Source organism: Megalodesulfovibrio paquesii (assembly GCF_054653055.1).
Window position 1 is genome coordinate 673,209 of record NZ_BAAIGQ010000004.1, and the last position, 22,860, is coordinate 696,068.

Here is a 22,860-nt window from a genome sequence, read left to right on the forward strand (position 1 = left end):
GGCACACCTCACGATTTGAGCGACATGACCACGTCGAACAGTTCGTTGGCCGTGGTGATGAGCTGACTGGCGGCCTCATAGGCCTGCTGGTATCTGGTCAGGTTGGCCAGTTCCTCGTCCATGCTCACGCCGGCCACTTCCTGCTGGCGTTCGTCCAGGTCCGCGGCCAGGGTATAGGCCTGGGTGTAATTGCGGGCCGCGACGTCTGTATCCGCGCCGGCCTTGCCGGCCAGGCCGTGGAGGTGCTCGGAGAGGGTCTGGGAGGTGTTGTTGTACAGGCTGTCCAGGCTGACGTCTTTTTCCGCCAGGGCGGCCAGAGCCAGGGCGTTGGAGTTGTCCCCGGAGCTGACCTCGCCGGATGCGTCCACCATGGCGGCGTTGATGTGGTCCGAATCCGCCAGAATGCGGGCGTCCACAGCCATGGATTCCACGTCCTGGCCGGCATAGTAGGTGTTAAGCCCCAGGGCGGCGCACAGGCCGCTGCTGTCGCCGGCGAATTCGAATTCCACGCCGTCCTCGGCGGTCAACTTGAGCTGGCCATCCTGGATGGTGGCAGTCATCTGGCCGGCATAGGAAGTGTTGATGGCCGTGGCCACGTCTTCCAGGGAATGGACCGAGGGATCGAAGTTGGCCGTGCCGGGAGGGACAATGGAGGAAAAATCCAGGGACTGCACGCCCAGGGCCTCGCCGGTGTCTTCATCGTAAAAGGCGAAGGCCAGGCTGCCGGCCTGCATGTGGTCGGCATAGGGCAGGGAGCTTTCGCCCAGGGGTTCGGTGGTGTTTTCCACGGCATAGCTGCCCGTGGTGGCGGAGTAATGCTCCAGCCCCGCGCCCTGGCTGTGCTGGTAGTTCACCTCCCAGATGAGTTCATGGGCAATGGCGTCCAGTTCTTCCTGATACGCCAGGAGGTTCTGGTCCCTGGTGGTGATGAGCCCGGCCATGGAGCCGCCGGAGAGGCGGTTGTTGCTGGCTGAGCTTTCCAAGGGTGTGATGTTCACCTTGCCGCCGGTGGTGCTGTACCAATACAGGCCGGACTTGGGCATGACATCGAAGCTGTCGCCCTCCGCCAGATCCGTGGTGGCGGCGGCGTAGGGGTTGTCGGCCTGGCCGAAGTAGATCTCCAGGCCGGCCACTTCCACGCGGTCGTCATAGCCGCCAGCGGTGAACTCCATGACATTGCCGTCCTCATCCGTAACCCAGGTGGCTCCGCCGTCCAGGGAAACGCGGAAGGTGGCAGCCGTGGCCGAACCGTCCGCCGGGCCGGAAGAAGTGAACTCGACCAGCAGTTCCTCGGCGCTGTCGCCCGTGTAGTAGAGCTTGCCATCGAAGGTGGAGCCGGTGCTCAGGTCTGTGGTGACCTGCGGGCCTTCCCAGGCGATTTTGTAAGCGTGATCGTCCTGGACCAGGGTTTGCCCACTGGTGGTGAGCACGGTGTACTGGTTGCCGTCCTCGATGACCTTCACGTCCATGAGGCTGGAGAGCTCGCGCACGGCCACGTCGCGCTGGTCCTGCAGATCCAGGTCGTTGGGATTGGCGACGATGCCGGCGTTGAGCGCGGCAATCTGCTCCATCAGCTGGTTGGCCTCGTCCACACTCTGCTCCACCTCGGACTCCAGCGTGTCCACGGTGTCTTGCAGGGCGTTGTCCAGGGTGACCATGCTGTCGATGAGGGTTTCGGAATAATTGACCAGTTCCTCGCGCACGGCGGCGTTGTTGGCGTCCTCCTGCAGGGCGGTCAAGCTGTCCCAGAAGGTGTCCAGGGCGGTGGAGACGCCGTAGTCGTCTGTTTCGCCGAAGTAGGTTTCCACATTGTACAGGGTGGAGGCCTGGGCTTCGTAATACGCTGCCGAAGAGTTGGCCCGGATGTAGCTGGATTCGAGCAGGGAATCGTAGTTGCGGCGGATTTCATCCACCTCTGCGCCGGTGCCCAGGGTCAGCCCGCCGCTCATGGTGATGGACTTGCTGGTGACGTAGCTGACGCTGCGGCGGGAGTAGCCTTCGGTATCCACGTTGGCGATGTTTTCCCCGGTGACGGAGATGCCCACCAGGGCATTCATCATCGCCTTGGTGCCGGTGTACAGGAGTGCATTGATCATGACTGCCTCCGGTTACCGCTTGAGGTTGATGGCTTCCTGCAGCAGGGAGTCCACGGTGGTGATGACTTTGGAGTTGGCCTGATAACCACGCTGGAAGCGGATGAGGTCCACCATCTCCCCGGAGTAGTCCACATTGGACATTTCCAGGGTGTTGGAGGCGATGGCGCCCATGGTGGAGGTATTGGCCAGGCCGATGGCCGGGTCGCCGGATTCCCGGCTGGCGGCATACAGGTTGCCTCCCTGGGCCACCAGCCCCTGGGAGTTGGTAAAGTCCGCCAGACCGATGGCGTACAGCTCCATGGTCTGGCCGTTGGTGAAGGTGCCCACGAGCACGCCGTTGGAGTCGATTTCGATGGAGGAAAGATAGCCGGCCTTGTAGCCGTTCTGGCTCTGGCTCAGGGTGGCGTTGTCCGTGCTGTAGGCCGTGGTGGTGTTGGAATCGTAAACCGGGCTGGTGAAGGTGAAGAGGTTGTCCTTGTCTGTGCCGATGGACGAGGCGTCGGTGATGGTGGTGTCCCAGGAGGTGGTGGCCGTGGAATCGTGCATGCCGAAGTTGAAGGCAATGTTCACGGCATCGGTGTCGGTGGTGACGTTGGCATCGTCCGCACCGGAGAAGTTGGCGGTAAAGACGGGGTAGCCGTCGTCATTGATTTCCGCGGGCGTCCAGTTGGTCAGATCCTTCAAGTCCCCGGAAGAGGAGGAGTTGAGGGTAAAGGCGGTCATGCCGATGAGCTCGCCGGCGGAGTCGAAGCTCAGGGTGCCGCTCATGAGCAGGCCGGCGCTGGTGGTTTCGGAGAGGGTCTGGCCGTCGATGGTGCGGCCGTCCTCGTCAGGGGCACAGGTGATGATGTATTCCCAGACCTGGCCACCGTCGGAGGTACTGCTGGTGGTGTTGTCCTCGACGGGGTCAAAGTAGATGGTCAGCTCATGGGCGGTGCCGGCCTCGTCATACACCGTCATGGTGGTCTGATAGGTATAGCTGTTTTCGCCAATGGGCGGATCCTGGGTGCCGTCCCATTCCTGCAGCAGGGCGAAGTAGGGGTCTGTGGTGCTGGTGGATTTGTCGGTGCTTTCCTTGTCCAGGGTCACCAGCAGGGAGGCCAGGGTGGTGGCCTGCGGCGGGGACTGCACGGAGCCGATCTGAATGTCCGTGAGGTCGCCGACGATTTCCACATTGGTGTTTGTGGTGGCCTCGGCGTCCACGGCCCAGCCCTGCACGCGCAGGCCCGCGGCAGTGACGAGGTAGCCGTCATCATCAAAGGTGAAGTTGCCGGCGCGGGTGTAGTATGTTTCTCCGCTGATGGGATCTTCGACGATGAAGTAGCCGTTGCCGGAGATGGCCAGGTCCGTGACTGACGTTGTGGTTTCGAAGGAGCCCTGGGAGAAGTCGTTGTAAATGGTGGAGACCACGGCCCCGTGCCCCACCTGATCCGGCCCGTTGGCTGTGTTCAGGGAGGAATAGAACAGATCCTCGAACTGAATGGTGGAGGCCTTGAAACCCACGGTGTTGGAGTTGGCCAGGTTGTCCCCCACCACGGAGAGGGCCTGCCCGTGCACGGAAAGGCCCGTGATGCCGGTATACATGGCGCCGGTAAGCGTGCTCATGTGCTGCTCCTGGTGTACGCCGGGCTAGGCGTTGGTATTCGAGGTTGGGGAGGAAACGTCCGTGACGGCCAGAATGTCCACGGTGCGGCCGTCATCCAGCACAAACACGGTGCTGCCATTGACCGTGGACAGGCCCACCACCGTGCCTTCGACCTCGGTGGAGACGGAGTAGTATTCGCCATCGGTATCCTGGGCGAGAATCTCCACAGTGTAGGTGCCGTCCGGGGCGATGGAGCCGTCGGAGGTGGTGCCGTCCCAGGTGAAGGTATGGTCGCCTTCGGACAGGCCGGTCAGGGAGACGGTATCCACGAGCTCGCCGTCGGAGTCGTAGATGTAGGCCGAGGCGTTGGCGTAGTCGTTGTCCAGGGAGTAGCCGATGGAGGTGATGCCATCATCGCCCTTGGTGATGGTGTCGCCCGAGGCTTTGACTTCCATGCCGATGAAGCCCACGGCGCTGTTGACCAGGGAGGCATTGAGCACGCTGGACATGGTCTCCAGGCTCTCGTTCATGGCCACGAGCTGCTCCAGCTGGGAAAAGGAGGCCAGCTCGCTGAGCATTTCCGTATCTTCCATGGGGTTCAGAGGGTCCTGATATTCCAGCTGGGCGATGAGCAGGGTCAGAAAATCGGTACTGCCCAGGTCACTGGACGAAGAGCTGCTCGACGAGTCCGTGGAGGCATAGATGGACGAGGCGGAAGTGATGTCTACCAACATGTTATTGCTCCTGTGCTTCTTCTTGAATGCTTTTGAGCATCATGCGCAGGTCAATCAAATCTGCTCTGCATTCTCTGCACGATGCCATGTGCGCTTCAACAGCTTTCCTTGCTTTTGCCGGGAGTTTTTTGTCGAGGTATGCAGCAAGAGTATTGTGCCCTGGGCAGCAGTAGCTTGACCGTGCAAGCCCTTCATGCATACTGCCTCCCCACAGCTTGAACTCTGTATCAATGATATACTTCTCAACACGTATTCTCATTGTGCATCTCCTTTGCACAAATATACGGGTCGAAGTTGGTGAAACATCCATTAACCGTCACATAAGAAATATTGCATTGTGGGGAGCTGTCTTCAGCGAAGGCGGGGCGGGGTAAAGAAACATGAAGTCATGGCCGATAAGCCCAAAGGGCTCCTTTAGGCCTAAAGAAAACAGGCGTGTTGACTTTTGGCGGGTGGAACGCGATGCTTGCGAAATGAGGGGCGTGAGCGAGCCCCGGCGGGAGAGACCGTGCGGCTGACCGAAACCGACCTGCTCCAAAGCCTGGAACATCCGGACCTGGCCGCCGTGCGCCAGCTCTTCGGCCTGCGGACCTATCCCAAAGGCGCGCTGGTCTTCTCGCCCAGGGACCCGTCAAACCTGCTGTTCATCGTCAAAAACGGACACGCGCGGGTCTACCTGGCCTATCGGGACAAGGAATTCACCATGGCCATCCTCGATGCCGGGGATGTCTACGCCTCCCACACCAGGGCCTACGTGCAGGCCCTGGACGACCTGGAACTGCTCGTGGCCCCCGTGGCCGAGGTCCGGCGCGTCCTGCACGCCACCCCACAGCTGACCATGGCCATGATCCGCGTGCTGGGCGATCTGCTGGCCCACGCCTTCTCCGTCATCGATACCCTGGCCTTCAAGGACGTCCGCCGCCGGCTCATCGAATTCCTGGTCTACGAGGCCCGCCGCCTGCCCCATTGCAAGGAATGCCGGGCCTGCGGCGGCTGCGAGGACGGCCACATGGTCTCCCTGGGCCTGAACACCGAACAGATGGCCACCATCATCGGCTCCTCCCGCCAGACCGTCTCCTCGCTGATCAACGCCCTGGCCAAAGACGGCGTGGTCCAGCTCAAGGGCCGCGGCGTCATCTGCATCCCGGATATCGCGGTGCTTGAGGCGCAGGCGCCGGAGTAGGGAAGAAAGAACCGGGGGGACACCTTTCTTTAAGAAAGGTGTCCCCCCGGACCCCCCTTCCAAAGATATTTTAATTAGTTATTATGTGGTGTTAACCGTTTCATTGCAGAATAATAGCCCCCCCGATCATTACATTTCCGTCCGAATTGGTAGACTGTCAGGCAGCCGACAGACGCAGGCCCGGGCAAGGGCTATGCTCTGTCCATGAAGATCGAGCTGCCCCCCTCCCGCCTCCAGCGGCTGATCCAGGCCGGCTTCGGACTGGCCACCCTGTGGATTGGCTGGCAATTCGCCCGGTTCTGCGCCTGGACCGTGGCCGCTGACGACGTTCTCGTCAGCCGGCCCGCCGGCGTGGAAGGCTTTCTGCCCATCAGCGCCCTGCTCGGCCTCAAGCACCTGCTGGCCACCGGGCAGTACGATCCCGTGCACCCCGCCGGCCTGACCATCCTGCTCTTCGCCCTGGCCACGGCCCTGTTCCTGCGCAAGGGTTTTTGCGGCTATGTCTGCCCGGTGGGGCTTGTTTCCAATCTGCTTGAAAAGACAGGAACACACCTGGGCGGCGGCAGGCTGGCCCGCGGCTGGGCCAATGCCGTGCTGCGCTGGCTCAAGTATCCGGGGCTGATGTTCTTTCTGTTGACCATCGGCCTGAACATGCGCGGGCCGGCGGTGCAGGCCTTTCTGTTCAGCGAATACAACCTGACTGCCGATGCGAGGATGCTGCTTTTTTTCCAGCACCCCTCCACCCTGGCCCTGGCCGTGCTGGGCGGGCTGACGGGGCTGAGTCTGCTCATCCGCAACCCCTGGTGCCGCTGGCTCTGCCCCTATGGCGCATTGCTGGGCGTGCTGGCCTGGCTGGGCTCCTGGCTGGGCGCGCCGGCCATAAGCAGAAACGCCGGGCACTGCATTGACTGCGGTCGCTGCCAGCGGGCCTGCCCGGCGGCCATCGCCGTGCAGCGGAAGGAACTCGTCCGCTCGCCGGAGTGTGTAGGCTGTACCCGCTGCGTGGACGCCTGCCCCATGCCCGGGACCCTGCATATCCAGCTGGCCGGACAGCCCGTGCCCTGGAAAACCCTGGGCCTGGGCACGGCCGGGCTGTTCCTGGCGGTCTGGCTGCTGGCCCTGGGGCTGGGCGGCTGGAACAATGCCCTGTCCCCGGTCATGCTCAAGGCCCAGTACACCAGAGCCCTGGCCGGTCGCCCCACCGTACAAGATTCACCGGCCGCCCCCCGAGCCGGACAACCGTGAGGAGGAACGGATCATGTTGAAAAACGCTGCGCCCTACGACCTGACCATGTGGGACGATGCCGCCCGGATGATTGAAAAGGCTCGCGAGGACCAGGTGACCACGGTCTGGGACCGCCTGGAGGACCAGACCCCGCACTGCAAGTTCTGCGAACAGGGCCTGACCTGCAACAAGTGCGTCATGGGTCCCTGCCGCATCAATCCCAAGGGTCCCAAGAAGACCCATGGCGTCTGTGGCGCTGATGGCGACCTGACCGTGGCCCGCAACTTCGGCCGCTTTGTGGCCGCCGGCGCGGCCTCGCACTCGGACCATGGCCGCGATTTGCTGGAAGCCCTGGCCGCCGTGGGCGCGGGCGAAAGCGGCAACTACACCATCCGCGACGAGGCCAAGCTGGCCCGCATCTGCGAGGAGCTGGGCATCCAGACGGAGGGCCTGAGCGTCCAGCAGCAGGCCAAGGCCCTGGCAGATCTGTTCTATGAGGACTTCGGCTGCCGCTCCGAGCACCTCTCCTTCACCTGCCGCGTGCCCGAGAAGCGCAAGGCCATCTGGGAAAAATTCCGCGGCACCCCCCGCGGCATCGACCGCGAACCTGTGGAAATGCTTCACCGCACCCACATGGGCGTGGACTGCGACCCCGTCTCCATCTGCCTGCATGCCGGCCGCACGGCCCTGGCCGATGGTTGGGGCGGATCCATGATTGCCACGGAAGTCTCGGACATTCTCTTCGGCACGCCCAAGCCCGCGGCCTCGGCCGTGAACCTTGGCGTGCTCAAGGCCGATCAGGTCAACATCCTGGTTCACGGCCACAGCCCCATCGTGTCAGAAATGATTCTCGCCGCCGCCCGCGAGCCGGCCATGCTGGAAAAGGCCGCCGCCGTGGGAGCCAAGGGCATCAACATCGCCGGCCTGTGCTGCACGGGCAACGAGGTCCTCATGCGTCAGGGCGTGCCCATGGCCGGCAACCATCTGATGACCGAGCTGGCCATCGTCACCGGTGCGGTGGAGATGGTCATCGCGGACTATCAGTGCATCATGCCCAGTCTGGTGGATGTGGCCCACTGCTACCACACCCGCTTCGTCTCCACGTCCGACAAGGCCCGCTTCCCCAAGGCCGTGCATCTTGAATTCACCGTGCACAACGCCCGGGAAAAGGCCCGTGAGGCCGTGGAAATGGCCATCGCCGCCTTTGCCAATCGCGACCCCAGCCGGGTGGAGATTCCCGGCGAGCCCGTGGCCATCATGACCGGCTTTTCCAACGAGGCCATCCTGGGCGCCTGCGGCGGCACGCCGGACCTGCTCTTCAAGGCCCTGCAGCTGGGGCAAATACGCGGCGTGGTGGGCATTGTGGGCTGTAACAACCCCAAGCTCAAGCACGACCATGTCCACGTCCATCTGGCCAAGGAGCTGATTCAGCGGGATATCCTGGTGGTGGTCACAGGCTGCGCCACCGTGGCCATGGGCAAGGCCGGGCTGATGGGCCCCGGCGCGACGGAACACGCCGGCCAGGGGCTGGCCACGGTCTGCAACGCGTTGGGCATCCCGCCGGTGTTGCACGTGGGCAGCTGCGTGGACAACTCGCGCATTCTGCATCTGTGCGCCGTGCTGGCCAATTACGCCGGCGTGGACATCGGCGACCTGCCCGTGGCTGCCAGCGCGCCGGAATGGTACTCTGAAAAAGCCGCCACCATCGGGCTGTACGCCGTGGCCAGCGGCATCCTGACCCACCTGGGCCTGCCCCCGAACATCCTGGGCAGCGAGATGATCACCGACCTGGCCCTGAACGGCCTGGAAGCCGTCTATGGCGCCACCTTCTGCGTGGAGCCCGACCCCCTCAAGGCCGCCGATGTCATCGAACAGCGCATTCACAGCAAACGCCTGGCCCTGGGCTGGTGCGACCGGTACCATTGCGACGTGATTTCCTAACAGGCAGGGGAAACCCTTTTTCACAGGGTTTCCCCTCTCGCCTCCGCCTTTCTTTCTCATAAGGAGCCCGTCATGAAGATCGCCATTGCCGGCAAGGGCGGCGTGGGCAAGACCACGCTGTGCGCGTGGCTGGGGGATGCCCTGGCCCGCCAGGGCAAGGACGTGCTGCTGGTGGACGCGGACACGGCCCTCAGCCTGGGCCAGGCCTGCGGACTTGCCCCGGACCAGTTACCTATCCCACTGATTTTGCGCGAAGATCTGGTGCGTGAGCGCATCGGTAGCGGCATGCTCAGCCTGACGCCGGAGGTCTCGGACCTGCCGGATTTGTTGAGCGTGGAGCTGCCGGTGCAGGGACTTGCGGCAGAGGCTGGCCAGGAAGCGACAGCCGGCGCAGGCCGCAAGCGGCTGCTGGTCATGGGTTCCGTGGCCGGGGCCGGCGGCGGCTGCGCCTGTGCGGCCAACGCCCTGCTCAAGGCCCTGTTGGCCCATCTGGTGGTGCAGGAAAATGTCTGGGTGCTGGTGGATCTGGAAGCCGGGGTGGAGCATCTGGGTCGCGGCACCGTGGCCGATGTGGACGGGCTGGTGGTGGTCAGCGAGCCGAGCATGCGTTCGCTGGAAACCGCAGCCCATGTCGGAATCCTGGCCGCGGAATTGGGGTTGACCCGTCAGGTGCTGGCGCTGAACCGCTGCAGCATGGCCTTTGCGCTTTCCTCGCTCCCTGCGGTACCCGGCCTGCCCAGGCACGCCGTGGCCATGCCCGTGCATCACCAGCTGGCCCAGCGTCAGCTGCATGACGCCAGCGTCCTTGGCCTGGCTGGCATTGCGGAACTGGATGCGCGTTGCGGACGCATTCTGGAGCTGCTGCAGGCGCCGTACGTGTAGGGCCTGCCGGCGCCTGGCCAGAGCTTGCACGGAGCCTGCTGGACAGTCGTTCCCCTTCTGACATAGGGAAGGGGCATGTCCAACTCCCCGCGCACGCTGGTGATCAACTGCACCCGCTTCGGCGACCTGCTCCAGACGCAGCCCCTGGCCAGCGGTCTGGCCCTGCAGGGCCACAAGGTGGGCATCGTCTGTCTGGAAAACTTTCTGGGCGCGGCGCGGCTATTGCGGGATGTGGACTACGTGGTCCCGGTGCCGGGGGCTGGCGCTCTGGCCGCCCTGGACCGCAGCTGGCCGGACGCCGTGGCGCAGTTGTGGCGGTTTCGCAAGGCCGTGGCCTCGGACTTTGCGCCGGACGTGGTCCTGAACCTCACGGCCTCCCTGCCTTCGCGGCTCATGTCCCGTTTTTTGAGTCTGGCGCAGGAATCCGCCCTTTCGGAACAGGGTTTTTGCCTGGACAGCTGGGGCTTCTCGCGCACGGATCATCCCTGGGTGGCCTTTCTGCTGGCCTCCACCCGGCGGCGCGGCTGCAGCCCCTTTAATCTGGTGGATAGCTTCTGGAAATCCGCCGGCCTGCCGGATATTCCCCGGCCCAACCGGCTGCAGCCTCCGGACGAGGCGGCGCTGCAGGCCGTGGCGCCGCTGTTCGACAAAGCGACATCTAAAAGCCCAACAGGGTATGTCGGCCTCCAGCTGGGCGCCAGCGACGACCGCCGGCGCTGGCCCATAGGGGAATTCGCCACCCTGGCCCGGCTGCTCTGGCAACGGCACGGGCTGGTCCCGGTGGTCCTGGGCAGTCCGGCCGAAGCACCCCTGGCCCAGCGGTTCCTGGAGGCCTGTCACGCCGGCAGTGTCGAAAGCCCGCCCGTTGTCGTGGCCACGGGCAAGACCTCCCTGCCCGAACTGGCCGCGGTGCTGACCCGTCTGCGGCTTCTCGTGACCAATGACACCGGCACCATGCACCTGGCCGCCGGCCTGGGCGTGGACATCGCCTCCATTTTCCTGATTACCGCCCAGCCCTGGGATACCGGCCCTTACCGCGCCGGCAGCCTGAGCCTGGAGCCCGACGTGCCCTGCCACCCCTGCGCCTATGGCACGGTCTGCCCCAGGGATCATCTCTGCCGGCGGGCCATCACCGGGGTCATGCTGGCCGAGGCCGTGGGACGTTTTCTGGCCGAGGCCGCCTGGAGCGCCGGCCCCTTCCCCGGGGCGCGGGCCTGGCGTTCCCGGGTGGATCTGGAGGAAGGCGGCTTCATGACGCTGGATTCCCTTTCCGGGCATGAAGAGGCCGACCGTACCCGCTGGATCCGGCTGCAACGCCGGATGTATCGTCGCTTTCTTGACGGCCTCCCCCTGGACGGAGCCGGCAAACCTGTCCACCTGTCGGCCGAAGCCGCCGCCCGCGTGCAGGGGGAAATCCGGGATTCCCTGGGGCTGCTGACCCTGCTGGAAGGCCAGCTGCAGGCCCTTGTCCGCGCCCCCATGAGCCCTCTCAAACGCAAGTTTCTGGCCACCTGGGAGCGGCTGCAGGCCCTTTGGGAACAGAGCATGTATTTCAATGTCCTCGGGTACATGTTTGCCAACGCCGGGCAGGAGCTCGGCGCGGATCTGCAGGCCGTGGCCAGCCTCCTGGCCGGGTACAAAACCCTGCTGGCCGCCTGGAACGACCAGCTCGCTGCCGGCGCCACCCCTCAGTGAGTCTCTTCTTGGCATGATCCTTGAATCATCGCGGCGCAGGCAGGGTTTGCCCAACTTTTTGCGCACCGATGCAACGGAGAATTGCCATGATCACCATAGACGGCCGCACCATTGATCGTTCCCTGAACGCCTTCGCCAACCTCGAAGAGCTGCTCGTCAGCCTGAGCACCGACAGCAGCATGGACAACCGCATCATCACCGATGTGCGGGTGGACGGCGAAGCCTTCAGCGAGATCTACCCCCATCAGGCGGAAGACATCGAAACCAGCGACATCAAGAGCGTGGAGATCGTCAGCGTGTCCGTGCAGCAGATGGCTGCGGACATCACTCACGAGCTGTACACCGTCATCCGGCTGATGAACGGAGGCAGCAAGAACGTGGCCGATCTGTTCCGCCGCGCCGACGACGCCGCCGCCCTGGAAATGCTGCAGGATCTGCTGGACGTAACCCGCGACTTCCTGGGCATGATCGGCGTGCTGCGCAACGAATTCTCCATGGCCCCGCATCCCGATTTTGAACAGCTTTCCAGCGAATTCAGCAGCCTGTTCTCCGAAATGGGCGATGTGATGGAAAACGAGGACTGGATCCTCCTGGCTGACCTGCTGGAATACGAATTCAATCCGGCCACGGAAAAGTGGAAGCAGATCATCGCCACCCTGCGCGAAGAAATCGGCAAGGAACTCGCGTAGATTCTGCGGCAAGACTGGCTGGCGCATTTTCGTGAATCAGGATTCTGAGGGGGATCTTTGTGAACACGCCCACTGCCCTGTTGGACAAGGCCCTGGCCCTGGCCGAGGAAGAAATGGTCATGCTGCGCGAAGGCGATGTGGACGCGGCGCAACGAAACGCCTCGGAACGCATCGCCCTGACCGAGCAGGCCTGGACGCTCGGCATGGATGACTCCCGCCCCGAGCGGATTGACCCGGCCCGGCTGGTGCAACTGCAGCAAAAGCTGCTGCAGTTGCAGAGCATCCAGGGCCGCCTGACCACGGAAGCCCGCCGGCTGCATGCCACGATCAAGGAAGATCTGCTGCGTTCCCGCCAGGAAGGCGCACGGCACGCTGCCTATGGCAAGGCCCTGCGGCCCGTCTCTTCCGTCGCGGCCTCCAACCGCTTCATCAGCAAACGCAGCTGACCTCCACGCTGCTGGACTCTCGCCGCCAATTGCGGCAGTAGCAAAGGGACGTGCCTTCACGTCCCTTTTGCATTGTGCGGCGATCCGGTTATGACTTCCGCCCCCCACATCCAGCCTGTCTGGACCATCCCCCCCGCACTGGACCAGATGCGGCTCGATCTTGCCCTGGCCGCCCTGACCGGGCTGGGACGGCGCGGCACGCACCGTCTGCTGGAGCGTCACCGCGTGCTGCTGGACGGGCGCACCGCGCACAAGGGGCAGCTCGTGCGCGCCGGGCAGCGCCTCGAACTCTGCCCTGAGCTGACAGCCGACAGCCCGGCCGGACCGCAGCCATTGGCCGTCGCCATTGTCACCCGCACGGCAGACTATGCCGCCCTGGCCAAGCCTTCGGGCCTGCACACGGCCGCCCTGGCCGGCGCTGCCGAGGCGGACAGCCTGGAACGCCGGCTGCCGGCCCTGTTTCCCGACGAGACGCCCCAGCTCTGCAACCGGCTGGACCGCGAGACTTCCGGGCTGGTCCTGGCAGCCTTTTCCTCTGCCGCGCGAGAGGCCTACCGCGCCTTTGAGGACGCCGGACAGGTGGACAAGCGCTACCTGGCCGTGGTCCACGGCACCGTGCCCGGACCGCTCCGGCTGGACAAGGCTCTGGATGTCTCCCGCCGGGCCAAAACCCGGGTGGAAAATTTTTCCGCCGCCGACCCCCTGCGTGTGACCAGCGTGACCCCCCTGCGAGTGCTGGCATCCGGGAAAACCCTGGTGGACTGTCGGATCCGCAAAGGAGCGCGGCACCAGATCCGGGCCCATCTGGCCGCCGCGGGGCATCCCATTCTCGGCGATACCCTCTATGGCCATGGCGAGGCCGGACGCTTGCTGCTGCATCATGCTTGTCTTGTGTTTCCAGGATTTTCCGCCGCGCTTGATGCAGAATTCAACACTGTTTAACGCCTTCCGAACTATTATTCCCGCACCTTGTGCCAGGGGCGGTTTTGCTCTACTGTCCTCGCCTCGCGTATGGCCTTTTTGTCTCGCAGGCAGCCTGCCTCGCCAGCTCCGGCGGGGAGGAATGCCTTGTCCGGAGCGTTCATGACTACGGAATTGCCACCAGCCCGCACCCTTGGGCAGCTGATCAAAGACCCCACGCTGCACATCGTGTTCAGCGTCACCATCATGATGGTCATGGGCGTCACCAGCATTGCGCCTGCCTTTCCGCGCATTATCGAGGCCTTCCACTTGCCGGCCACCTCCGTCGGCCTGCTGCTGACCTGGTTCACCGTGCCTGGCGTGGTGCTCACGCCGGTAATGGGCATCCTGGCCGACCGCTACGGCCGGCGGGCCGTGCTTGTGCCCTCCCTGGCCCTCTTCGGCCTGGCCGGCGTGGCCTGCTCCATGGCCGACACCTTTGAGACCCTGTGCCTGCTGCGCTTTTTCCAGGGCGTGGGCGCGGCGGCCCTGGGCGCTCTGAATATCACCATCATCAGCGACGCCTTCGAGGGTCGGGAGCGCATCATGGCCCTGGGGCTCAACGCCTCGGTGCTCTCGGTCAGCGTGTCCAGCTATCCCATTCTGGGCGGGCTGCTGACGCAGCTGCACTGGCGGCTGCCCTTCCTGCTGCCCGCGGCGGCGTTGCCCGTGGCCTGGTGGGTCTGGCGCAAGCTGCGCCAGCACGCCCAGCCCGAAAGCATGGAGGTAAAGGCCTACTTCAAGAGCGCCTGGGCTGCCATCCAGGGCCGGGAGGTGCTGACGGTCTTCACGGTCACAGCCTGCACCTTCGTGCTCATCTACGGGCCGTTCCTGAGCTTCATCCCCGTGCACCTGGGGCACGATCTGCAGGCCGAACCGTGGATGATCGGCGTGCTCATGTCCTCCGCAGCCATGCTCACGGTCCTTTTCACCACGCAGATCGGCCGCATCTCGGCGCGCATCGGCGTGTCCAACTGCATCAAGATCGCCTTTCTCGTCTATGCCCTGGCCAATGCGCTGTTCCTGGTCGTGCCCTCGCTGTGGTGGTACCTGGCGCCAATCATGTGTTACGGCATGGCCCAGGGGCTCAACCTGCCCAGCACCCAGGCCCTGATTGCCGAATACGCCCCGCCAAGCAACCGCGGCGGATTCATGGCCATGAACGGCATGCTCCTGCGCATCGGGCAAACCATCGGGCCTCTGCTCTTTGGCGGATTTTTTCACCTGGGCGGGATGCGCGCGGTGTTCCTGGGCGGGGTGGCCGTGGCCCTGAGCATGTTCTATATTGTCCAGAAAAACTTCTCCCGCAACGCAGCCTGATCCAGGACTTTGTTAGCGTCTTTCCAAACCATCCGTTTTGACTTACAGTACCGCGGACCCGACTTCCAGCCGGGTCCGTTTTCTCTTTCATCCACCCGTTTTCTTTTGTCAAAGAGGACTCCAGCCCATGTCCATGTCGTCTTCTGCGTCCAGCAACAGCACCCAGCCCGGCGAATCCGCCCTGCCCGTTCTGCCGCCCGTCCCCGAAGCGCTGCCTGAGCCCGCGCTTGCGCCCAACGCCCAGACGGTGCTGGCCAAGCGCTATCAGCGCAAGAACCTGCAGGGTGAGATCATCGAAAGCCCGCGGGAGCTGTTCTGGCGCGTGGCTGCGGCCGTGGCCGAGGCGGAACGGGCGTATCCGGCTTCGCCCTGGACGCCCGGCGCCCTGGCCGAAGCCTTTTACATGGCCATGACGCAGTTCGATTTCCTGCCCAACTCCCCCACGCTGATGAACGCCGGGGCCGTGCTGGGCCAGCTGGCGGCCTGCTTCGTGCTGCCCGTGGGCGATTCCATTGACGACATCTTTGACGCCGTGAAGCACGCCGCGCTCATACACAAATCCGGCGGCGGCACCGGGTTTTCCTTTTCCCGGCTGCGACCCAAGAACAGCCGCGTAGGCTCCACGGGCGGCGTGGCCTCGGGCCCCCTCTCTTTTCTGCGGATCTTCAACACCGCCACGGAGCAGATCAAGCAGGGCGGCACCCGCCGCGGGGCCAACATGGGCATCCTGCGCGTGGACCATCCGGACATCCTGGAGTTCATCGCCGCCAAGGAGAAGGAAGGCGAGCTGAACAATTTCAACCTCTCCGTGGCCCTGACCGAAGCCTTCATGCAGGCCGTGGAAAAGGATGCGGAATACAATCTGGTGGAACCGCACACCGGGCAGACCGTCCAGCAGCTCAAGGCCAGGGAGGTCTTTGAACTGCTGGTGACCAAGGCCTGGGCCAGCGGGGATCCGGGCATCATCTTCCTGGACCGCATCAACCGGGACAACCCCACCCCGGACCAGGGCGAGATCGAATCCACCAATCCTTGCGGCGAGCAGCCGCTCCTGCCGTACGAAGCCTGCAACCTGGGCTCCATCAACCTTTCCCGTTTTTATCTGCCCGGGGATGTCTCTCCCAGCGGGGTGCATGGCAGCATCGACTGGGACCGCCTGCGTGAGATCGTCCACCTGGCCGTGCGTTTTCTGGATAACGTCATCGACATCTCCCGCTACCCCCTGGACCAGATCACCGAAACCGTGCGCCGCAACCGCAAGATCGGTCTGGGCGTGATGGGCTTTGCCGACCTGCTCTTCCAGCTGCGCATCGCCTACAACTCTGTGGAAGCCCTGGATCTGGGCGAGCGGATTATGGAGTTCATCAGCGATGAATCCAAAGCCGCTTCCAAACAACTGGCTGCCGAGCGCGGGCCGTTCCCGGCTTTTGCCACGTCCGTGTTCCCGGCGCTCAAGGAAGGCCCCTACCGCAACGCCACCACCACCACCATTGCCCCCACGGGCACGCTCTCCATCCTGGCGGCCTGCTCCTCGGGCATTGAGCCGCTCTTTGCCCTGGCCTTTACCCGCAATGTGCTGGATGGCGCCAAATTGACGGAATCCAACCCCTTCTTTGAAGACGCCCTGCGTGAAAGCGGGCACCATTCCCCGGCCCTGATGGAAGAAGTGGCCAGCAAGGGCACGGTGCACCACATGCGCCACCTGCCAGACTGGATCCGTCGCGTATTCGTCACGTCCCATGACATTTCAGGGGAATACCACCTGAAGATGCAGGCCGCCTTCCAGCGCTTCACGGACAATGCCGTCTCCAAGACCGTGAACCTGCCCAATGCCGCCAGCAAGGACGATGTGCGCCAGATTTACACCATGGCCTATACCATGGGCTGCAAGGGTGTGACTGTATATCGCGATGGCTGCAAGCAGGTGCAGGTGCTCTGCACTGGCGAACAAGGCCAGGATCAGGCGGTGCAGGAGCTTGCCGGCAAGCCTCGCAAGGTCAAGCAGCGGCCGGAAGTCATTTACGGGTTTACCCACAAGATCAACACCGGCCTGGGCATCCTGTATCTGACGGTGAACGAGATTGACGGCAGGCCGTTTGAGGTGTTCGCCACCATCGGCAAGTCCGGCCGGTCCATCACGGCCAAGGCCGAGGCCATCGGGCGGCTGGTGTCCCTGGCCCTGCGCTCGGGGGTGGAGCCGGCGGAAATCGTCAATCAGCTCAAGGGGATTGGTGGAGAGCATCCGGTGTTCCGCAAGAAGGGCATGATCCAGTCCATCCCGGATGCCGTGGCCTGGGTGTTCGAAACGCATTACATGAAAGGCGGCACCGCCAGGCCTGCCGGAGAAACCAACGGCCTGGCCACACCCACCTGCCCCGAATGCGGTGGGGATCTGGTGTATCAGGAAGGTTGTTTCTGCTGCCAGGAATGCGCCTATACCAAGTGCGGGTAACCGCCACGCTACTCCAGCGGGGCAGCTTCCGGCCAGGAGGCTGCCCCGTGACGCATGGCGGCTTGACCTGTGACCAAATGTCGCGCACAGTTGGGCGGGTTCCTTTTTTTCGCATTGCATGCAGAAACGCCGCACACACGCCACCATGCCCATCATCGACTTGCAGCACATCTCCTTCAACTTCGGGTCTTACTGGGCCGTGAAGGATGTCTCGTTTACGCTGGATAAAGGGGACTTCCTGTACGTCACCGGCCCTTCCGGCGCGGGCAAGACCTCGCTGTTGCGGCTGCTTTTCGGCGCACTGCCTGTGGCCCGGGGCCGGGCAGAGGTGGCCGGCGTGACCCTGAACACCCTCTCACCCGCCACCCTGCCCTTGCTGCGGCGGCAGGTGAGTTTTGTGTATCAGGACTTCAAAATCATGCACCACCGCACCGTGGCCCAGAATGTGGCCCTGGCCCTGCAGGTGCGCATGATGCCCAGGGACCAGATCGAGCGTCGGGTGCGGGCCGTGCTGCGCAGCCTGCAGCTGGAAAGCAAGGCCGACATGCTCTGCAGCGAGCTCTCCGGCGGGGAGCAGCAGCGCGTGGCCGTGGCCCGGGCCATTGTGGTCAACCCGCAGGTGATCATGGCCGACGAGCCCACAGGCAACCTGGACCCTGAGCTTTCCTTGCGGCTCATGGAAATATTTTCGCATTTCAATGCGTTTGGGGCCACCGTCATTCTGGCCACCCACAGCCCGGAGCTGCTGCGCCATCAGCCGCGGGCCAAGCGGATCAAACTTTCCTTCGGCAAAATCGTGGCTGCCAACTGGCCGGGCTGCGTGGTGCATCCGGAGTAGCGCAGACGGTGCGCGGGCGGAGCGCCGGAGCAGCACAGGACGCCGGCGGCAGGCAGGAGCGAGGCATGATCGACGTGTTTTTGCAGCTCATCGTCAAGGGGGTCCGGGACCTGCGGACCAACCCCTGGGCTCAGGGCATGACCTTTGCCGCCGTGGTGCTGATCGCCCTGCTGGGCGGCATGTTCCTGCTGGTGCTGCACAATCTGGATCAGGAACTGCTGCGCGTGCGCGGGGACGTGCTCTTTCAGCTCTATTGGAAGGCCGACGCGCCCATGGAGCAGGTGCAGACCCAGTGGAATGATCTCAAGACCCTGCCCGGCATTCAGGATATCGTCACCTTCACTCCTGATCAGGCCTTGAAGGATTTGTCCGGCCGCCTGGGCAAGGAGGTGGATCTGCGCTTCATCAAGAACAAAAACCCCCTGCCCCCCACGGCGCTGTTGTCCTTCTCCCGCAATGACAGTCTGGATGCTCAAGAAAACGCCGGCCAGGGCTGGATTGAGGAAACCAAACAATACCTTGAGCAGCTCCCCGGCGTGGACGCCGTGCGCTACAATCCCATGCGCACGGAACTGGTCCGGGCCTGGGGCACGCTTTCCGACCGGGTGATCATTCCCCTGATTTGTTTTTTGCTCCTGGTACTGGGGCTGGTGGTGGGCAACACCATCAAGCTTTCCCTGCTGACCCGGGCCGAGGAGATTGAGATCATGCGCATCGTGGGTGCGCGGGAATGGTACATCCGCCTGCCCTTTGTGGCCGGCGGCGCGGCCCAGGGCCTGCTGGGCAGCATCACCGCCCTGTTTTTGCTCAAGATCATGCAACTGCTGCTCAAGAATGTTTTCAATTTTCCGCCGCTGTTCTTTCAGTTTTCGTACCTGCCGTTTTCCTACATGGCCATGCTGACCCTGACGCTTTCCGCCGTGGGGCTTCTTGGCAGCTGGCTGGCGGTTCGCCGCACCAATTCATTCTAGGTTTTTCGAAGGAGAACCCATGCGCAGCCATCGCATGACCAAGGGTCTGGAGCGCGCGCCGCATCGCTCGCTGCTCTATGCCCTGGGCCTGACCCGTGAAGAGATTGAACGTCCCCTGGTGGGCGTGGTCAACGCCGCCAACGAAATCGTCCCCGGGCATCTGCACCTGGATACCATTGCCCAGGCCGTCAAGGCCGGCATCCGCATGGCCGGGGGCACGCCCATCGAGTTCCCGAACATCGCCGTGTGCGACGGGCTGGCCATGCACCACGAAGGCATGCGCATGAGCCTGCCCAGCCGGGAAATGACCGCGGACTCCATTGAGCTCATGGCCACGGCGCATCCCTTTGACGCCCTGGTGTTCATCCCCAACTGCGACAAGGTCGTGCCCGGCATGCTCATGGCCATGCTGCGGCTCAATCTGCCTTCCATCGTGGTCAGCGGCGGGCCCATGTTCGCCGGCCAGACCCGGACCAAGGCCTCGGCGGACCTGATTACCGTGTTCGAAGCCGTGGGCAAGGTCAAACGTGGGCAGATGAACGACGACGAACTGGCCGATCTGGAGTCCAGCGCCTGCCCCGGCTGTGGTTCCTGCTCCGGCATGTTCACCGCCAATTCCATGAACTGCCTCACCGAGGCCATCGGCCTGGGACTGCCCGGCAACGGCACCATCCCAGCCACCACGGCAGCGCGCATCCGGCTGGCCAAAAAGGCCGGCATGCAGGTGATGGAGCTTTTTACCAAGAACATCCGCCCGCGGGATATCGTCACTGACAAATCCGTGGCCAACGCCGTGGCCTGCGACATGGCCCTGGGCTGCTCCACCAACACCGTCCTGCACCTGCCGGCCATTTTCCGCGAGGCCGGCCTGCCCCTGACCCTGAGCGTGTTCAATGATGTCAGCCGCAAGACGCCCAACCTGTGCAAGCTCTCCCCGGCTGGCAATCATTACATCCAGGACCTGCACGCCGCCGGCGGCATCCCGGCCGTGATCAGCGAGCTTTCCAAAAAGGGCCTGATCCACCTGGATGTGCTCACGGCCACAGGCAAGACCCTGGGCGAGAACCTGATGGAGCTGAAGGCCGAGAATCTCGACCCGCAGGTCATCCGGCCCATTGAGTCGCCCTATTCCCAGGAAGGCGGCATTGCCATCCTGTACGGCTCCCTGGCGCCGGACGGCTGCGCCGTGAAGCAGAGCGCCGTGGCCGAGGAGATGCGCGTGCATACCGGCCCGGCCCGGGTCTTTGATTCCGAGGACGAGAGCGTGCAGGCTATCCTGGGCGGCAAGATCAAACCCGGCGACGTCATTGTCATCCGCTATGAAGGCCCTCGCGGCGGCCCTGGCATGCGCGAGATGCTCACCCCCACTTCCACCCTGGTGGGCATGGGTCTGGGCAGCGAGGTGGCGCTGGTCACCGACGGCCGCTTCAGCGGTGGTACCCGCGGCGCGGCCATCGGCCATGTGTCGCCGGAAGCGGCCTCTGGCGGTCCCATCGGTCTGGTGCAGGAGGGCGATCTGATCAGCATTGACATGCCCAACCGCAGCATCAACCTGCTGGTGGACGAGGCGACCCTGGACGCCCGCCGCGCCACCTGGAACCCCCTGGAAAAACCGCTGGACTCCCCGTTCCTGCGACGCTACCGGGCGCGGGTCTCCTCTGCCGCCCAGGGCGCCGTCCTGGATTAATCGCATGATCCCGCAGCCGGCGGCCCCCTGCCGCCGGCTGCCTGTGCCACCGCCATGCAAGCAACCGTGTCCCAATGGCAGCACTGGTTTTCCTCGCCACGAGGGCAGTTTTTTCATGCCCGGCAGCTGCAGCTGTTGGAGCGCATGCTTGCCGCCTGGCCCCGGCGCGGACGCAGTCTGGTGGAGATCGGCTGCGGGCCTGGCGTTTTTTTGGATGTCTTCTGGCAGGCCGGGTTCGATGTCTCCGGCGTGGATGCCCAGCCGGCCATGCTGGCTGCGGCCCGGGAGCGCCTGGGCGATCGCGTGGAGCTGCATCAGGCGGCCTACGATCACTTGCCCTTTGCTGACCGGGAATTTGATTTCGTGGTCTTTTCCGCCGCCTCCCCAAGCCGGGAGCATCTGGCCGAAGCCGTCCGCATCGCCTCCCGCGGGGTGCTTGTCATGAGCTGCAATGCCCTCTCCTTCGCGGGCATGGCCAGGCATCTTCCGACTGCGGCCTCCACCTTTCCTCCCACGGCGCCGGCGTGCGGCCTGACGCTGCTGCGCCGGCTGCGCGGGTTGGGCAAGGGGCGCCTTGCCCAGCGGGCCGTGCTGCTCGGGCCGCCCATCAGCTGGGTGGAGCGCGCGCCCTGGAATATGCTCAACTCCTGGCCCTGCCTGCTGCCGTTTGGGGCGTGGCAGGTGATTCGCCTGGATCTGGATCCCTTTGTCGGCATGACGCCGCTGGTGCAGCGGGCCAAGGACAAGCTCGCGCCCGTCCTGCGCACTTCCTCCTGCGCCACCTTTTCCCACAAGACGCCCGCCGCCCGGGATTCCACGCCGCATGGCTTTTGACATGCGCGGCCAGCTGGGCTATTCGGATGCTCTTTCATTGCATTTTCTCTTTGGATATCCACCATGCAGCCACTGACCAAGATCAAAGGGTTCGCTGACCTCTTCGAACCCGAAAGCCTCGTGTTTCGCCATCTGGAAGAAACGGCCCGGGCCGTTTTTGCCCGCCACGGCTTCCAGGAACTGCGCACGCCCATTCTGGAGCGCACGGAACTCTTTCAGCGTTCCATCGGGGAAGAGACGGACGTGGTCCAGAAGGAAATGTACACCTTCCCGGACCGCAAGGACCGTTCCCTGACCCTGCGCCCCGAAGCCACGGCCGGCGTCATGCGTGCGTTTATCGAATCCGGCCTGCATACGCGCGAGCCCGTGTCCCGCCTGTTCACCATTGGCCCCATGTTCCGCTACGAGCGGCCGCAAAAGGGCCGCATGCGGCAATTCCATCAGATCAACGTGGAATGCCTCGGGCTGGACGCGCCCTGGGTGGACGCCGAAATCATCACCATGCTCTGGCGGTTTCTGCAGGCCCTGGAGCTGCCGACGCTTTCCCTGGAAGTGAACTCCCTGGGCTGTCCGGACTGTCGGCCGGCCTACATGCAGGCCCTGCGGGACTTCCTGGCCAACACCCCGGACGCGGACCTGTGCGAGGACTGCGCCCGGCGGCGGCACAAGAACCCGCTGCGACTGCTGGACTGCAAATCGACCGGCTGCAAAGCCGTCATGGAACACGCGCCCAAAATTGCCGACCATGGCTGCCCGGCCTGCCGCGAGCACTTTGCCACGGTGCTGGAGCTGCTGCGCGGTGTGGGCATTGCGCCGGTGGTCAACCATCGGCTGGTCCGCGGGCTGGATTACTACACCCGGACCACCTTTGAGGTCGTCTCTGGCGATATCGGCGCCCAGGCGGCCGTGGCTGGCGGCGGCCGGTATGACGGGCTGATCAAACAGCTCGGCGGCCCTGACCTACCCGGCATTGGCTTTGCCTGCGGCATGGAGCGGCTGGCGCTGCTGGCCAAGGCTCCGGCCAAGGCACGCCCGGCCTTCTGCCTGATCCTGCCCGACGCCAGCGCCCTGCCCCGGGCCTTTGAGCTGGCCAGCACCCTGCGCGATGCCGGCCTGCCCGGCGACATGGGCGAACCCGGCAAAAGCTTCAAGAGCCAGATGCGTGCGGCCAATCGCATTGCCGCCCGCTTTGCCCTGATCCTTGGCCCCGATGAACTGGCGCAGGGGCTGGTCCAGTGCAAGAACCTCGACGACGGCACGCAGACTCCCCTTTCCCTGGACGACATCCCGGCGCTTGCCCGGCACCTTACCGCATAAGGCGG

Annotated in this window: 19 protein-coding genes; 15 read left to right on the plus strand and 4 right to left on the minus strand. The window is 64.1% G+C overall.

All coding sequences use genetic code 11. The annotated features are described in order from the left end of the window. Positions 1 to 8 precede the first annotated feature (8 nt). Genes flgK through ACYQ00_RS05610 form a run of 4 tightly spaced genes read right to left on the minus strand, consistent with a single transcriptional unit; the run spans position 9 to position 4,674 of the window. Positions 9 to 2,096 (minus strand): flagellar hook-associated protein FlgK, encoded by a 2,088-nt coding sequence (gene flgK, locus ACYQ00_RS05595; protein ID WP_460031179.1) that lies wholly within the window; start codon positions 2,094 to 2,096, stop codon positions 9 to 11. Positions 2,097 to 2,108: 12 nt separating this feature from the next. Then, positions 2,109 to 3,701, minus strand: coding sequence for a flagellar hook protein FlgE (locus ACYQ00_RS05600; RefSeq protein ID WP_460031180.1), 1,593 nt, complete (start codon positions 3,699 to 3,701; stop codon positions 2,109 to 2,111). A gap of 24 nt (positions 3,702 to 3,725) precedes the next feature. Then, a complete protein-coding gene (locus ACYQ00_RS05605) occupies positions 3,726 to 4,415 on the minus strand; it encodes a flagellar hook assembly protein FlgD (protein ID WP_460031181.1) in 690 nt (229 codons plus the stop codon). A 1-nt stretch (position 4,416) separates the two neighbouring features. Continuing rightward, a complete protein-coding gene (locus tag ACYQ00_RS05610; RefSeq protein ID WP_460031182.1) occupies positions 4,417 to 4,674 on the minus strand; it encodes an anti-sigma factor family protein in 258 nt (85 codons plus the stop codon). Between the two features lie 249 nt (positions 4,675 to 4,923). Here ACYQ00_RS05610 and ACYQ00_RS05615 point away from each other — a divergent pair, with 249 nt between their 5' ends. The 15 genes from ACYQ00_RS05615 (at position 4,924) to hisS (ending at position 22,855) form a co-directional block, all read left to right on the plus strand. Beyond that, positions 4,924 to 5,598, plus strand: coding sequence for a Crp/Fnr family transcriptional regulator (locus ACYQ00_RS05615; protein WP_460031183.1), 675 nt, complete (start codon positions 4,924 to 4,926; stop codon positions 5,596 to 5,598). 204 nt (positions 5,599 to 5,802) lie between these two features. Continuing rightward, entirely contained in the window at positions 5,803 to 6,843 is a 1,041-nt protein-coding gene (locus ACYQ00_RS05620; protein ID WP_460031184.1) for a 4Fe-4S binding protein, read from the plus strand. Positions 6,844 to 6,856: 13 nt separating this feature from the next. Then, positions 6,857 to 8,764: an anaerobic carbon-monoxide dehydrogenase catalytic subunit gene (cooS, locus tag ACYQ00_RS05625; RefSeq protein ID WP_460031185.1), complete on the plus strand. Its 1,908-nt coding sequence runs from the start codon at positions 6,857 to 6,859 to the stop codon at positions 8,762 to 8,764. A gap of 72 nt (positions 8,765 to 8,836) precedes the next feature. Continuing rightward, positions 8,837 to 9,646, plus strand: coding sequence for a nucleotide-binding protein (locus ACYQ00_RS05630; RefSeq protein WP_460031186.1), 810 nt, complete (start codon positions 8,837 to 8,839; stop codon positions 9,644 to 9,646). A gap of 75 nt (positions 9,647 to 9,721) precedes the next feature. Further along, entirely contained in the window at positions 9,722 to 11,341 is a 1,620-nt protein-coding gene (locus ACYQ00_RS05635; protein WP_460031187.1) for a glycosyltransferase family 9 protein, read from the plus strand. Between the two features lie 86 nt (positions 11,342 to 11,427). After that, on the plus strand, positions 11,428 to 12,030 hold the full coding sequence (locus tag ACYQ00_RS05640; protein WP_460031188.1) for a DUF8043 domain-containing protein: 603 nt from the start codon (positions 11,428 to 11,430) through the stop codon (positions 12,028 to 12,030). A 59-nt stretch (positions 12,031 to 12,089) separates the two neighbouring features. Continuing rightward, entirely contained in the window at positions 12,090 to 12,476 is a 387-nt protein-coding gene (locus ACYQ00_RS05645; protein WP_460031189.1) for a hypothetical protein, read from the plus strand. Between the two features lie 90 nt (positions 12,477 to 12,566). Then, positions 12,567 to 13,418, plus strand: a complete 852-nt coding sequence (locus ACYQ00_RS05650; protein ID WP_460031190.1) for a pseudouridine synthase family protein — start codon at positions 12,567 to 12,569, stop codon at positions 13,416 to 13,418. Positions 13,419 to 13,559: 141 nt separating this feature from the next. Then, complete coding sequence (locus tag ACYQ00_RS05655; RefSeq protein WP_460031191.1) at positions 13,560 to 14,756, plus strand: MFS transporter; 1,197 nt, start codon at positions 13,560 to 13,562, stop codon at positions 14,754 to 14,756. Positions 14,757 to 14,889: 133 nt separating this feature from the next. Continuing rightward, positions 14,890 to 17,208, plus strand: coding sequence for a vitamin B12-dependent ribonucleotide reductase (locus tag ACYQ00_RS05660; RefSeq protein ID WP_460031332.1), 2,319 nt, complete (start codon positions 14,890 to 14,892; stop codon positions 17,206 to 17,208). A 151-nt stretch (positions 17,209 to 17,359) separates the two neighbouring features. Then, the gene (locus ACYQ00_RS05665) at positions 17,360 to 18,046 is read left to right on the plus strand and encodes a cell division ATP-binding protein FtsE (RefSeq protein WP_460031333.1); all 687 of its coding nucleotides are present in this window, start codon (positions 17,360 to 17,362) and stop codon (positions 18,044 to 18,046) included. A gap of 65 nt (positions 18,047 to 18,111) precedes the next feature. Beyond that, entirely contained in the window at positions 18,112 to 19,017 is a 906-nt protein-coding gene (locus ACYQ00_RS05670) for a cell division protein FtsX (protein WP_460031192.1), read from the plus strand. A 19-nt stretch (positions 19,018 to 19,036) separates the two neighbouring features. Next, positions 19,037 to 20,704 (plus strand): dihydroxy-acid dehydratase, encoded by a 1,668-nt coding sequence (ilvD, locus tag ACYQ00_RS05675; RefSeq protein ID WP_460031193.1) that lies wholly within the window; start codon positions 19,037 to 19,039, stop codon positions 20,702 to 20,704. 66 nt (positions 20,705 to 20,770) lie between these two features. Next, positions 20,771 to 21,538 carry a class I SAM-dependent methyltransferase gene (locus ACYQ00_RS05680; protein ID WP_460031194.1) on the plus strand — a complete coding sequence of 256 codons (768 nt, stop codon included), beginning with the start codon at positions 20,771 to 20,773 and terminating at the stop codon, positions 21,536 to 21,538. A gap of 63 nt (positions 21,539 to 21,601) precedes the next feature. Next, on the plus strand, positions 21,602 to 22,855 hold the full coding sequence (hisS, locus tag ACYQ00_RS05685) for a histidine--tRNA ligase (protein ID WP_460031195.1): 1,254 nt from the start codon (positions 21,602 to 21,604) through the stop codon (positions 22,853 to 22,855). Positions 22,856 to 22,860: the final 5 nt, after the last annotated feature.